This window comes from Stenotrophomonas sp. ZAC14D2_NAIMI4_6 (assembly GCF_003086875.1).
GTDB lineage: Bacteria > Pseudomonadota > Gammaproteobacteria > Xanthomonadales > Xanthomonadaceae > Stenotrophomonas.
Genome location: NZ_CP025996.1, coordinates 1937428 through 1950495, shown reverse-complemented (window position 1 = coordinate 1950495; position 13068 = coordinate 1937428). Strand labels below are relative to the sequence as shown.

12 protein-coding genes are annotated in these 13068 nt (G+C 68.4%); 5 read left to right on the top strand and 7 right to left on the bottom strand.

The window, feature by feature from the left end; genetic code table 11:
• Positions 1-36 precede the first annotated feature (36 nt).
• From C1933_RS09000 to C1933_RS08990, 3 genes are read right to left on the bottom strand one after another with little or no spacing between them, the layout of a single operon-like run.
• Positions 37-282 (bottom strand): DUF6587 family protein, encoded by a 246-nt coding sequence (locus C1933_RS09000; RefSeq protein WP_108752976.1) that lies wholly within the window; start codon positions 280-282, stop codon positions 37-39.
• The gene (gene feoB, locus C1933_RS08995; protein WP_108752975.1) at positions 282-2144 is read right to left on the bottom strand and encodes a ferrous iron transport protein B; all 1863 of its coding nucleotides are present in this window, start codon (positions 2142-2144) and stop codon (positions 282-284) included. Before feoB ends, C1933_RS09000 begins: the two co-directional genes overlap by 1 nt.
• The gene (locus C1933_RS08990; protein ID WP_108749493.1) at positions 2141-2395 is read right to left on the bottom strand and encodes a FeoA family protein; all 255 of its coding nucleotides are present in this window, start codon (positions 2393-2395) and stop codon (positions 2141-2143) included. The genes feoB and C1933_RS08990 overlap by 4 nt, the downstream gene beginning before the upstream one ends.
• A gap of 119 nt (positions 2396-2514) precedes the next feature.
• On the opposite strand from C1933_RS08990, the gene C1933_RS08985 reads away from it, so the two are divergent.
• The 5 genes from C1933_RS08985 to yeiP all read left to right on the top strand — a co-directional run bounded on the left by C1933_RS08985 (position 2515) and on the right by yeiP (position 8582).
• Entirely contained in the window at positions 2515-3303 is a 789-nt protein-coding gene (locus C1933_RS08985; RefSeq protein WP_108752974.1) for an enoyl-CoA hydratase/isomerase family protein, read from the top strand.
• 184 nt (positions 3304-3487) lie between these two features.
• The gene (locus C1933_RS08980) at positions 3488-4381 is read left to right on the top strand and encodes a hydroxymethylglutaryl-CoA lyase (protein WP_108752973.1); all 894 of its coding nucleotides are present in this window, start codon (positions 3488-3490) and stop codon (positions 4379-4381) included.
• Positions 4378-6936 (top strand): EAL domain-containing protein, encoded by a 2559-nt coding sequence (locus tag C1933_RS08975; RefSeq protein WP_108752972.1) that lies wholly within the window; start codon positions 4378-4380, stop codon positions 6934-6936. Before C1933_RS08980 ends, C1933_RS08975 begins: the two co-directional genes overlap by 4 nt.
• A 259-nt stretch (positions 6937-7195) precedes the next feature.
• The gene (locus tag C1933_RS08970) at positions 7196-7966 is read left to right on the top strand and encodes an SDR family NAD(P)-dependent oxidoreductase (protein WP_108752971.1); all 771 of its coding nucleotides are present in this window, start codon (positions 7196-7198) and stop codon (positions 7964-7966) included.
• 49 nt (positions 7967-8015) lie between these two features.
• The gene (gene yeiP, locus C1933_RS08965) at positions 8016-8582 is read left to right on the top strand and encodes an elongation factor P-like protein YeiP (RefSeq protein ID WP_108749488.1); all 567 of its coding nucleotides are present in this window, start codon (positions 8016-8018) and stop codon (positions 8580-8582) included.
• 227 nt (positions 8583-8809) lie between these two features.
• On the opposite strand, the gene C1933_RS08960 is transcribed toward yeiP, so the two are convergent.
• The 4 genes from C1933_RS08960 to C1933_RS08945 all read right to left on the bottom strand — a co-directional run bounded on the left by C1933_RS08960 (position 8810) and on the right by C1933_RS08945 (position 12915).
• Positions 8810-9232, bottom strand: a complete 423-nt coding sequence (locus C1933_RS08960) for a hypothetical protein (protein WP_108752970.1) — start codon at positions 9230-9232, stop codon at positions 8810-8812.
• A 93-nt stretch (positions 9233-9325) separates the two neighbouring features.
• Positions 9326-11155 (bottom strand): DUF4105 domain-containing protein, encoded by a 1830-nt coding sequence (locus C1933_RS08955; protein ID WP_108752969.1) that lies wholly within the window; start codon positions 11153-11155, stop codon positions 9326-9328.
• Positions 11156-11165: 10 nt separating this feature from the next.
• Positions 11166-11465 carry a DUF2388 domain-containing protein gene (locus tag C1933_RS08950; protein WP_108752968.1) on the bottom strand — a complete coding sequence of 100 codons (300 nt, stop codon included), beginning with the start codon at positions 11463-11465 and terminating at the stop codon, positions 11166-11168.
• Between the two features lie 61 nt (positions 11466-11526).
• The gene (locus C1933_RS08945; RefSeq protein ID WP_108752967.1) at positions 11527-12915 is read right to left on the bottom strand and encodes an FAD-binding oxidoreductase; all 1389 of its coding nucleotides are present in this window, start codon (positions 12913-12915) and stop codon (positions 11527-11529) included.
• Positions 12916-13068 lie beyond the last annotated feature (153 nt).

The following is a 13068-nucleotide window of genomic DNA, read 5'->3' as shown; positions in this document are numbered from 1 at the left end:
GAAATGCGTGCGAACAGCAGTCGAGCAAGCTCGACTCTACCGCTTCGTGGGGCCGCAGCTGTCGCAGCCGCCACAGGCACCACCGCCACCGCTGGCCGGCGGCGCGATCTTCCGCCCCAGCGCCTGCATCCAGCCCGGGCGTCCCGGCTTCAGCAACGCCAGCGCCACGCGGCCGCGCAGCTTGCGCGCCGCGCCCGGGAACTGCTTCTTCAGCACCACCCACGCACTGACCAGCACGGCCAGCGCGATGATGAGGTACTGGATCAGCAGCCCGGCGGTCATCAGCCGCCCCCCAGCGCCACGGTCACCTGGTAGGTGATCAGCGCCGCCACGTAGGCCGCAGCGAACAGGTACACGGTGGCAAAGCCCATCTGCTTCCACGAATTGGTTTCGCGCTTGATGGTGGCCAGGGTGGAAATGCACATGGGCGCATAGATGAACCAAACCAGCAGCGACAGACCGGTGGCCAGCGACCAGCCATCGCTCAGCAGCGGGGTCAGCGCCTGCGCTGCGGCATCGTCATCGGCGGCCGACAGCGCATACACGGTGGCCAGCGAAGACACCGCCACTTCGCGCGCGGCCATGCCCGGGATCAGCGCGATGCAGATCTGCCAGTTGAAGCCCAGCGGCGAGAAGATCGCCGTCATCGCATGGCCGATCTGCCCGGCGAAGCTGTAATCGATGGCCGGCATCGTCGCCCCTTCCGGCGCGCCGGGGAAGGACAGCAGGAACCACAGCAACACGGTCAGCGCCAGGATGATGCCGCCCACGCGCTTGAGGAAGATCATGCCGCGCTCGTACAGGCCCACGGCCAGGTCGCGCGGGTGCGGAATGCGGTAGGAAGGCAGTTCCAGCAGCAGCGGATGCTCGCTCTTGTCGCGGCGCCACTTCTTCATCACCCACGACATCACCAGCGCGCTGAGGATGCCGGCCACGTACAGGCCGAACAGCACCAGGCCCTGCTGGTTGAAGATGCCGACCTTGCCCTCGGGGATGAAGGCGCCGATCAGCAGCGCGTACACCGGCAGGCGCGCCGAGCAGGTCATCAGCGGCGCCACAAGGATGGTGGCCAGGCGGTCACGCGGGTCCTGGATGCTGCGGGTGGCCATGATGCCGGGCACGGCGCAGGCGAAGCTGGACAGCAGCGGAATGAACGAGCGCCCCGACAGGCCGGCGGCGGCCATCATGCGGTCCAGCAGGAACGCCGCGCGCGGCAGGTAGCCGGACTCTTCCAGGGCCAGGATGAAGGCGAACAGGATCAGGATCTGCGGCAGGAACACCACCACCCCGCCCACACCGGCAATGATGCCGTCGGTCAGCAGGCTGGTCAGCGGCCCGGCCGGCAGCGCGCCGGCAGCCAGCTCGCCCAGCCAGGCGAACCCGGCTTCGATGCCGTCCATCAGCGGGGTCGCCCAGGCAAACACTGCCTGGAAGATCAGGAACATCACCACCACCAGGGTGGCCAGGCCGAACACCGGGTGCAGCAGCCAGCGGTCCAGGGTGTCATCGATTTTCGCGGTGCGAGCAGGCATGCGCACGGCCGCCGACAGGATCTGGCGCACCTTGGCGTGGTAATCGATGCCGCCTTCCACGCCGGTCAGCGGCGCATCCAGGTGCGGCACCATGGCATCCAGCCGCTCGACCAGCGCGCGCGCGCCCTGCTTGCGCACCGCCACGGTTTCCACCACCGGCACGCCGATCTCGCGCTCCAGCACGGCCACATCGATCTGGATGCCACGGCGCTGCGCGGCATCGACCATGTTCAGCGCGATCACCATCGGCTTGCCCAGCTCGCGCAGTTCCAGCGCGAAGCGCAGGTGCAGGCGCAGGTTGGTGGCGTCGATCACGCACAGCAGCACGTCCGGCGCGGCCTCGCCCGGGTAGAAACCCCGGCACAGGTCGCGGGTGATCGCTTCATCCAGACTGGCCGGCTGCAGGCTGTACGCACCGGGCAGGTCGAGCACGGCAAACTCGCGCCCCGACGGCGCGCGCAGGCGACCTTCCTTCCTCTCGACGGTGACGCCGGTGTAGTTGGCCACCTTCTGCCGGCTGCCGGTCAGCTGGTTGAACAGCGCGGTCTTGCCGCTGTTGGGATTACCGACCAGCGCGATGCGCAGCGGGGTGGCGGAGGCGTTGCTGGTCATGCACGGCTTTCCTGGCGGGCGGCATCGATCACGACGCGCTTGGCTTCAGAGATACGCAGGGCGAAACGGGTGAAGCCGACCTGCACCAGCAGCGGCTCGCCCCCCACCGGCCCCTTGGCGACCAGACGCACCTCTTCGCCCTTGACGAAGCCCAGCTCGCGCAGGCGGCGGGCAATGGCATCGTTGGCGTGCAGGTCCTGCACGGAATCGACCACGGCCGGGGTGTGCAGGGGCAGTTCGGACAGCGTCATCTAGCGCGTTCTCTGCTGGATGTAAATGGTTCTCGATTCTAACATTCCCGCGTCGCGTCATGGCCCATGACCAATGGCCCGCTATGATCCATACAGGTATGAAGTGACCCTGGATTCCCATGAACGATGCTTTGCAGATCGAGCGCACCGGCGCCACCCTGACCCTCTGGCTGAACCGGCCGACCCTGCATAACGCCTTCGACGCCGGGCTGATCGCCCAGCTGACCACGGCGCTGGAGGACGCGGGCCGCGATGACGGGGTACGGGTGGTGGTGCTGGCCGGCCATGGCGCCTCGTTCTCGGCCGGCGCCGACCTGCAGTGGATGCGCGGCATGGCCGCGGCCAGCGAAGCGGAAAACCGCGACGACGCGCTGGCCCTGGCACGGCTGATGCGCACCTTGGACGAGCTGCCCAAGCCGACCTTGGCGCGGGTGCATGGCGCCGCCTTCGGTGGCGGCGTGGGCCTGGTGGCCTGCTGCGATATCGCTCTGGCCAGCACCAGCGCCCGCTTCGGCCTGACCGAAAGCCGGCTGGGGCTGCTGCCGGCGGTCATTTCACCCTACGTGATCCAGGCCATCGGCGCCCGCCAGGCGCGGCGCTGGTTCGCCACCGGCGAGCACTTCGACGCCGACACCGCCCTGCGCATCGGCCTGGTCCACCAACTGGTGGAACCGGACCGCCTGGACGACGCCCTGCAGCGCCAGTTGGCCCTGCTGGACAAGGCCGGCCCGATCGCCGCCGCGTCGGCCAAGCAGCTGGTCCGCCAGGTCTGCGAGAGCCGCGACCGCGACCGCCTGGACCATGACAATGCCAGCCTGATCGCCCGCCTGCGGGTGTCGGCCGAAGGCCAGGAGGGCTTGGGCGCCTTCCTGGACAAACGTGCGCCACACTGGGTCACCGAAGCCTGAGCTGTTTCCTGCACGCTACCCACACCGCGTGGCCGGTCATATGGGCGGCCTGCGTATCCCCTCTGGCAGCCGGAACAACCGGCCGCCCCGTTTCCCCAGGACCCGACGTGATCCGATTCCCGCTGCCCTGCCCCGCTGCTGCCGATGACACCCGCCCTGCGCTGGGCACTGCCGGGGCACGCGCATGAACGATTTCGTACGCATCGTCGAAGTCGGCCCGCGCGACGGGCTGCAGAACGAACAGCAGACCGTGTCCACCGCCGACAAGATCGCCCTGATCGATCGCCTGTCGGCCACCGGCCTGCGCAGCATCGAGGCCACCAGCTTCGTCAGCCCTCGCTGGGTACCGCAGCTGGCCGATGCGACCGAGGTCTTCACCGGCATCAGCCGCCGCCCCGGCGTGGCCTATCCGGTACTGGTGCCCAACGAGCAGGGCTATGACCGCGCCGTGGCGGCGGGCGCACAGGAAGTGGCGGTGTTCACCGCCGCATCGGAAACCTTCAACCGCAAGAACACCAATGCCGGCATCGACGAATCGCTGGCGCGCTTCCAGCCGATCCTGCGCCGCGCCCTGGTCGACGGCGTGCGCGTGCGCGGCTACGTGTCCACCGTGCTCGGCTGCCCCTACCAGGGCGAAGTGCCGCTGGCCGACGTGGTGTGGGTGGCCCGCGCACTGCATCGCATGGGCTGTTACGAAATCTCGCTGGGCGACACCATCGGCGTCGGCACCCCGCACAAGGCCCGCGCCATGCTGCAGGCGGTAGCCGCCGAAATTCCCATGTCCGCGCTGGCCGTGCACTTCCACGACACCTATGGCCAGGCCATCGCCAACATCGCCACCTGCCTGGAAGAAGGCGTGCGCGTGGTCGACAGCGCGGTGTCCGGCGCCGGCGGCTGCCCCTATGCCAAGGGTGCCAGCGGCAACGTGGCCAGCGAAGACGTGGTCTACCTGCTGCGCGGCCTGGGCCTGGAAAGCGGGGTGGATCTGGATGCGCTGGCCGCCACCGGCCGCTGGCTGGCCGGGCTGCTGGGCCGCACCACCGCCAGCCGCACCGGCCAGGCATTGGCGGCCACATGACCGCCCGCGGCCCGCGCGACCGTCCGGCCCTCGGCGAACCTTCCGCCGCAACCGACGTCGCCCTGGCCGCACTGGACAGCGCGCTGGCCGCCACCCCGCCGCCCGCGCAGGCCGCACTGCTGAAACAGGCCCGCCAGGCCCTGCTGGACGAGCGCCAGCGCGCCCAGGACCATCAATCGCGCTACACCGCCCTGTTCGACGCGGTGCCCGACCCGGTCAGCATTCTCAGTGCCGAAGGCGTGGTGCTGGATGTGAACCGGGCCGGCATCCAGGCCTATGACCGCCCGCGCGACGCCATCGTCGGCCAGCCGATCGAACTGCTGAACCCGGACCTGCCCAGCGACCATCTGGAACCGGTCTGGGAGGCATTGAACCGGGGCGACACCTACGTCATCGAAGTGACCAACATGCGCGGCGACGGCAGCCGCTTCCCGGTGGAAGTGCACTCGGCCGGCTTCAGTGACCGTGGCGAGCGCTGCATCGTGGCGGTGGCGCGCGACCTCAGTGGTCGCTGGCGCGCCGAATCGCGCTACCGGCTGCTGATGGAATCGATCGACAAGGGCGTGATCCTGTTTGATCGCAACCTCAACGCCCTGTCGGCCAACCCGGCCGCGCACCGCATCCTGGGCCTGGCCGGCGATGGCACCGGCCTGCATTCGCTGCTGGACCCCGAGGCCTGGATCGTGGTGGACGAACACGGCCAGCCACTGCCGGCCGCCATGTGGCCGACCAACCGCTGTTTCCAGGCCGGACGGGTGATCCGCAGCACCGTGATCGGCCTGTACCACCGCCCGCGCGGGCGCATGTTGTGGCTGTCGTGCACCAACGTGCCGGTGTTCAGCACTGGCTGCGACGAGGCCGGGCATGTGTATGCGATGTTCAGCGACATCACCGAACTGAAGCGCAACAGCCTGCTGTTCTCGCGCGCGCAGTCGCTGGCCCATATCGGCGGCTGGGAATGGGACCGCGGCCTGCAGCGCCTGTACTTGACCGACGAGGCCCGCCACATCGTCGGCCAGCCCAACGACGTGCAGGACATGCCCGACCTGCTGGACTGCCTGCGCAGCGATGACCGTGCGGCCCTGCAGCAGGCGCTGGCCGACACCATCGAACACCGCAGCAGCTTCGGCCTGGAACTGCAGGGGCAACGCCGCGATGGCCATTCGTTCTGGATCCGCATGATCGGCGAAGTCTCTACCGGCGATGTCGATGCCGCGCGCATCGCCGGCACCCTGCAGGACATCACCGAGCGCAAGCAGGCCGAGGAAACCCTTCGCGTGCAGGCGCGCACCGATCCGCTGACCGGCATCATGAACCGCGATGCGGTGCTGAGCGACCTGGAGGTGCGCATGGCCAGCCCCGGCCACGACCGGGTGGCGGTGCTGTACATCGACCTGGACCGCTTCAAGGTGGTCAACGACCTGCTGGGCCACAACGCCGGCGACGAGCTGCTGATCGAAGCCACCCAGCGCATCGCGCGCGCGATCGGCACTGAGGGCCTGCTGGCCCGGTTTGGCGGCGACGAGTTCCTGGTCATCTGCGATCTGCGCGACCAGCCCGACCAGGCCGAACAACTGGCCGAGCGCATCATCACCGCCTTCGTACCGCCCTTCCAGCTGGGCAGCGACGAGTTCCCGGTGACGGCCAGCATCGGCATTGCCTGCGCCCCGCAGGACGGCGACCGGCCGCAGCAGCTGATCCAGAATGCCGACACCGCCATGTACGAGTGCAAGCGCCGCACCCGCAACGGCTGGCAGGTGTTTTCGCAGGAACTGGCCGAGCGCCAGAACGACCGGCTGCAGATCGAAAGCCGCCTGCACAAGGCGCTGGATGGCGATGAGTTCCGCCTGGTCTACCAGCCCCAGGTGAACCTGCGCACCGGCGCCACCATCGGCTGCGAGGCGCTGATGCGCTGGCAGAACAGCCAGCTGGGGGAAATGCGCCCGGACCTGTTCATCCGCCATGCCGAACACACCGGCGACATCGTGCGCATCGGCCACTGGGCCCTGCGCGAGGCCTGCCGCCAGGTGCGGCAGTGGCGCGACGACGGCCTGGGCGTGTTGCGGGTGGCGGTGAACGTGTCCTACCGCCAGTTCACCGGTGACGACCTGGCGCGCAACGTGCGCAGCCTGCTGGACGAATTCGAACTGCCCGGTACCGCGCTGGAGCTGGAATTCACCGAGCGGGTGCTGATCGAGGACGCACCCGATACCCTGCGCACCTTCGCCCGCCTGCGCGAGATGGGGGTGATGCTGACCATCGACGATTTCGGCGAAGGCTACAGCGCACTGAACTACCTGCGCCGGCTGCCGATCCATGGTCTCAAGCTCAGCCAGCTGTTCGTGGAAGGCATTCCACGCAACCGCTCGGACGTGGCGGTGTGCGAGGCGGTCTGCGCGATCGCCCGCAGCCTGGGCCTGGGCGTGGTGGCCGAAGGCGTGGAAAACGAGGCCCAGCGGCAGTGCCTGCTCGACCTGGGGGTGACCGTGGGCCAGGGCTTCCTGTTCGCCCACGGCCTGGAGCCAGGCGAGTTCGAGCGCCACCTGGCCCGGTAGGTGCCAACTTTGGTTGGCACGATTCCCCGCCCGGTAGGTGCCAACCTTGGTTGGCACGATTCCCCGCCCGGTAGGTGCCAACCTTGGTTGGCACGATTTCCCGCCTGGTAGGTGCCAACCTTGGTTGGCACTGCTGGAACAGTCGAGCAAGCTCGACTCTACGTAGATCACCCTCCCACCCGCCTTTGCAGCACCGCACAACAGCGCACGCCGCACCTTCCGTTAGAATCGGCGGTTCTTGAACCTGCAGGACCGTGCAATGCAGCTGTCTTCCGTACGTGCCGTGATCACTGGCGGCGTTTCCGGCCTGGGCCTGGCCGTGGCCGAACACCTGGTCGCCCACGGCGGCAAGGTCGCCCTGTTCGATCTGAACGACGACAAGGGTGCGGCCGCGGTCGCCGCGCTGGGCGCCGACAAGGCCCGCTACTTCAACGTCAATGTCAGCGACGAAGCGGCCGTGGCCGCCGCCATCGACCAGGCACACGACTTCCTGGGCGGGCTGAACCTGGCCATGAACTGCGCCGGCATCCTCGGTGCCGGCCGCGTGCTGGGCAAGGAGGCACCGATGCCGCTGGCCAACTTCCAAGGCACGGTCATGGTCAACCTGGTGGGCAGCTTCAACGTGGCCAAGGCCGCCGCCAACCGCATGCAGCACAACCCGGCCGGCGATGACGGCGAACGCGGCCTGATCATCAACACCGCCAGCGTGGCCGCCTACGAAGGCCAGATCGGCCAGGCCGCCTACTCGGCCAGCAAGGGCGGCGTGGTCGCCATGACCCTGCCGATGGCCCGCGAACTGTCGCGCTTCGGTATCCGGGTGAACACCATCGCCCCCGGCGTGTTCTGGACGCCCATGGTGGACGGCATGCCCGAGGCCGTGCAGCAGTCGCTGGCCGCCTCGATCCCGTTCCCCTCGCGCCTGGGCAAGCCGGAAGACTTCGCCAGTCTGGTCGGCCACATCATCGGCAACACCTACCTCAATGGCGAGACCATCCGCCTGGACGGCGCTACCCGCCTCGCTCCGAAGTGATTCCCCCGGGCGCCGGGATGGCGCCCTCCCCCAACCGACCTAGAACACCATGAAAGCCAACGACATCAAGAAGGGCAACGTCGTCGAGTACAACAACGGCGTGTACCAGATCCGCGACATCGAACGCAGCTCGCCGCAGGGCCGCGGCGGCAACGTGCGCTTCCGTTTCATCATGTACAGCGTGCCGGGCGGCAACAAGCTCGATGCCAGCTTCGATGCCGATGACAACCTGGTCGAAGTGGAACTGCTGCGTCGCCAGTCCACCTATTCGTACAAGGATGGCGATGCCTTCGTGTTCCTGGATGACGAGGATTACACCCCGTACACCCTGGACGCCGATGTGATCGGCGACGACGCCGGCTACATCACCGACGGCCTGAACGGCATCTACGTGCAGGTGATCGACGAACTGCCGGTGGCGATCCAGCTGCCGCAGAACGTGACCCTGGAAGTGGTGGAAACCCCGCCGGAACTGAAGGGCGGCACCGCCACCAAGCGCCCGAAGCCGGCCAAGTTGAATACCGGCCTGGAAATCATGGTGCCGGAATACATCAGCAACGGCGAGCGCGTGCTGGTGAACACCACCACCGGCGAATTCGCCGGCCGCGCCGACTGAGCGCCCTGCGCCGGGCATGGCCCGGCGCTACCGCCGTTCGTAGAGTCGAGCTTGCTCGACTGCTCCAAGCGTGCCAACCAAGGTTGGCACCTACCAGGAATGGGCGCGGGCATGCTCGCGCGGCACCGCTTTTTGTAGAGTCGAGCTTGCTCGACTGCTCTTGCGGCAGAAGCAGTCGAGCAAGCTCGACTCTACGAAGCGGAGAAAGCCGTCGAGCAAGCTCGCCGCTACGGGGCGGGCGCGGCGAAGCGGCCGCAGCCGTGATACTGGCGGGTGCCCACGGTCAGCATGGCGGTGGCCTCGAAATCCTGCCCGCTCATGTCGTCCTGGCAGGGCGTGCGCTGGAAGCTGAGCTTGATATCGGTGCCATCGGTGGCCTTACCCACCCAGCCATCGGCACCTTCGGTCGGCGTCGGCACCTGGAAACGGCGCTGGCCATAATCCACTTCAACCTGCAGGCCCGGCGCCGGTCCGCCGACCACGGCCAGCCAGCCCGGCTCATTGCCGGTCGCGCGGAAAACAGGCTCGCTGCCTGCCGTCGTGCCCGATGCGGGCGCTTCCGGGGATGCACTGGAGGTGGGGCGCGCGGGCTGGCACGCGGCCAGCACGGCGGCGAGGGAGACGGCCATCAAGGCGGAAACTGCACGCATGGCGTGGCTCCTTGTCGCAACTACAGGAGCACTGACCCTACCATCGCGCGGTAAACGGGCACTGAAACCCGCCCCCATGCACTGACACACGGTTCAGGCAGGGTCACCCGCCGCTGCGGCCTGCTCGCGCAGGCGGGTAGACAACACGGCCAGGTTGGCATCGATCGCATCCATCTGCTGGCGTTGCTTCGGCGGCAGCTGCGCGCGCAACTGCAGGCGCAGCGCCTGCCAGGCCGGCACCGACTGCGCACTGGCCTGCGCGACCTCGCTGGCCAGTGCGGCCTGTTCGTCGTCCAGCGGCAGCCCGTAGCCCTGCCCCGGTAGCAGCGCACCTGGACGCAGCCAGTGCCCGCTCTGCTGCAGCAGGCTGCGCAGATCCGCAGTGGCCGCGCTGTCAGGTTCCGCCAGCAACCGCCGCTTCAGCACGTCGCGCGCGCGCAGCTCGGCCCGGCGCTGCGCCGCCTGTTCCAGCAACAGCAGAGCGGCGGTGGCGCGCATATCGCCACGCTGCAGCCAGGGCCCACGCTGTTCCGGCGCAAGCTTCAACCAGCCCGACACCGTGTCCGCCGGCAGATCGAGCTGCGTGGCCGCCACGGCGAACAGCTGCTGGTAATGGTCGCGCGCCGATGCGAAGTAGTAGCCCTGCGCCTGTGCCGATGCGCGGTCGGCCAGTACCGCTTCATCCAGCGCCTGCAAGCGCACCAGGCGCTTGCGCAGGCCGCGCGGCGTCAGCTGTGCCAGGCCCGCCTGGCCCAGGCGTGGCACGCCGGCCTGCAGCAGCTTGGCCGTTTCCACCGCGCAGTTGTTGCTGACGAAGAAATAGCGGCCGTCGTAGCTCCAGTGCACCTGCGCGGTCCGTTCCAGCAGACTGGCGATCTCGCCGCGGTCCAGCTGCAGCGGCAGTGACTGCAGGCCGCGCAGCTCCACCTTGGTGTACTCGTCCACCACCTGCTGCAGCGGCAGCACGAACAGGCGCGAGGGGTAGCCGCCGGTCAGGCCGCGCCAGTTGGAAATCTGCACATCCCCCACGAACGCGCGGAACGACAGCACGCGGTGGTAGGCCAGATCCAGACGGCAATCGGGGCCAGGCGCGCGGCCCGGGCGACAGATCACCAGGCGCAGCATGCTGTGGCCCCAGCGGCTCATCGGCTGCGCACTGCCCTCGGCAAACAGATAGTCCACCGCGTACACCCGCGCCGGGTCCAGGCGCAGCAGCGAGGCTGCACCCTCTTCATCGTCGGCCTGCAGCAGTGGCAGCTGCACCGGGCACTGCGGCTCGGGCAGCGACGGCGGCGCACCAAAGTGGGCGCGATACCACTGCGCCAGCGCCGGGCGGCGGCAGCCGAAATCTGCATCCAGCACGAAGTATTCGGCGTTCACCGCCAGGTACTCGGCCGCGCTGCGGCGCTCGTAGGCATCCGGGCTGCGATCAGTGAACGCGTTGTCACCCCGCCCCAGGTGCCAGGGCCGCCGCTGCCAGCCGGCCAGGTCACGCCAACGTGCGCTGCGTGACCATTGCCCGTCTGCGCGATCGGCCACGTGCACCAATTCGTGCACCAGCGCGCTGCGCCGCGCACGGCGTGCGCCCGGCGCACCGTCATCCAGCAGCGCGCGACGCAGCGCGATGCCGCCGGCAAATGCACGGCCATGCACGTTCGACGGCAGATCGGTACGCCAGCCCACCCGCACCTGCTCTGGCAGTGCCTGCAGCAGGCCGGCAGGCAGCAAGGCCTGCACATCGTCCAGGGTCTGCTGCGCGGTGTGCTGTTGCGCGGCGGTCAGTCCGGCCGGGTCAAGTTGCAGGCGGTCGGCGGCATGTGCGGCCGGCGCCACCAACCACGCCATCATGGCAATCCCGACCGCCACCGCAGCGCGCCAAGGTAGCGCCGGGCCATGCCCGGCGACGCTGCTGGCCGAGCTCATTGCGCCCGCATCAACGGGCCAGCAGTGCCCGCGCCAGTTCCAGATCGCTCTGCTGCTGCGCGCCGGCATCCTGTTCGCGCAGGTGCGCCAGCGCCGCCTGCAGGCGCGCACCACGGATCTGACCATCGGTGGCCACGAAGGCCGCCGCATCATCGCGCGCGGCCAGCACCACCTTGTCATCACCGGAGCTGCTGCCGGACGAACCGGACGAGGCGCCGGTGGCCGAACCGGCCGAGGTGCCGGCGAAGCTGGAAGCGAAGCCGACCAGCGGCAGGGACAGCAGGGCAAGCATCAGCGCGGATCGGATCATGGTGTGCGGTTCGCAGTGGGAATGGGTGAAGCGTAACGGCATCGTGAAGAAGATGTGCGACTCAGACGTCGAACAGCTTGCCGGGATTCAGCCGTGCTTCCGGATCGAAGGCGCGCTTGACCGCCTTCATCAACGCGATCTCGGCCGGGCGACGGGTGCTGTCCAGGTAACCCTTCTTGACCAGGCCAATGCCGTGCTCGGCGGAAATGCTGCCATCGAAGCGCGCCAGCACCTGCGCCAGCAGCTTGGTCACGTGCTCGCACTGCGTTACGAAATCGGCATCGCTGGTGTCATCGGGCTTGAGCACGTTGATATGCAGGTTGCCATCGCCGATATGGCCGAACCAGACCACGTCGAACTGCGGGTAGGCCTGGCCGATCAGCCCCTGGGTTTCGGCCAGGAACGCCGGCATGGCCGAAATGCGCACCGACACATCGTTCTTGTACGGCTTGTAGCGCGCCAGCGCTTCGGTGATGCCCTCGCGCAACCGCCACAGCTGGGCCGCCTGGGCATCGCTGGCACTGATCACGCCGTCGCTGACCCAGCCATTGCCCATGCAGTCTTCGAAGGCCGCCATCGCCGCGGCTTCCTGCGCCTCGTCGTTGGCCGCGAACTCGGTCACCACGTAGTACGGGTGTACTTCGTCGAACGGTGCCTGCGCCCCATGCGCCAGCACGTGTTCCAACGCCCGGTCGGTGAAGAATTCGAAGGCCTGCAGCTGCAGGCGCGCGCGGAACGCGGCGAACACCTGCATCAACACGTCGAAGCTGGGCACCGCCAGCAGCATCACGTTGCTGGCCGGCGGCGGGTCGGTCAGCTTCACGGTGGCCTCCACGATCACGCCCAGCGTGCCTTCCGAACCGATCAGCAGCTGGCGGAAGTCGTAACCGCTGGAGTTCTTGATAAGCCCCTTGTTGAGCTCCAGCAGCTCGCCGCTGGCGGTCACCACCTTCAGGCCAGCGATCCACTCGCGGGTGTTGCCATAACGGATCACGCGGATGCCACCGGCATTGGTGGCGATGTTGCCGCCGATCGAGCAGGAACCGCGCGCGGCAAAATCCACCGGGTAGATCAGGCCGTGTTCCAGCGCGGCGTTGTGCAGCGCTTCCAGCGGCATGCCGGCCTGCACCACCAGGGTACGGTCCACGGCATCGTAGGCCAGCGCCTTGTTCATGCGCTCCAGGCTGAGCACCAGCTCGCCGTTGGCCGCCACCGCGCCGCCAGACAGCCCCGTGCGGCCACCGGAGGGCACCACGGCCACGCCTTCGGCCGCGCACCAGCGCATCACCGCCTGCACCTCTTCCACCGTGGCCGGCAGCGCGATGACCAGCGGTGCCGGGGTCCAGCGCCGGGTCCAGTCGCGGCCGTAGTGTTCCAGGTCGGCGGGCTCGGTCTTCAGCTTCAGGCCGGGACAGGCCTGCTGCAGCGAGGCGATGCGGGAATCGGTCATGACGGTCCAGCGCGGTGCGTGAAGAACGGGCAAGCGTGCCAGCGGCGCGGGCGGGCGTCCAGTCCCGTCGGCACGCGGCAATAGGTTCGAATGCAACCAATTCCGCACTGCACCATGGCCGCGGTGATCTGGCATAGTGAGCGGCCCCTGTCC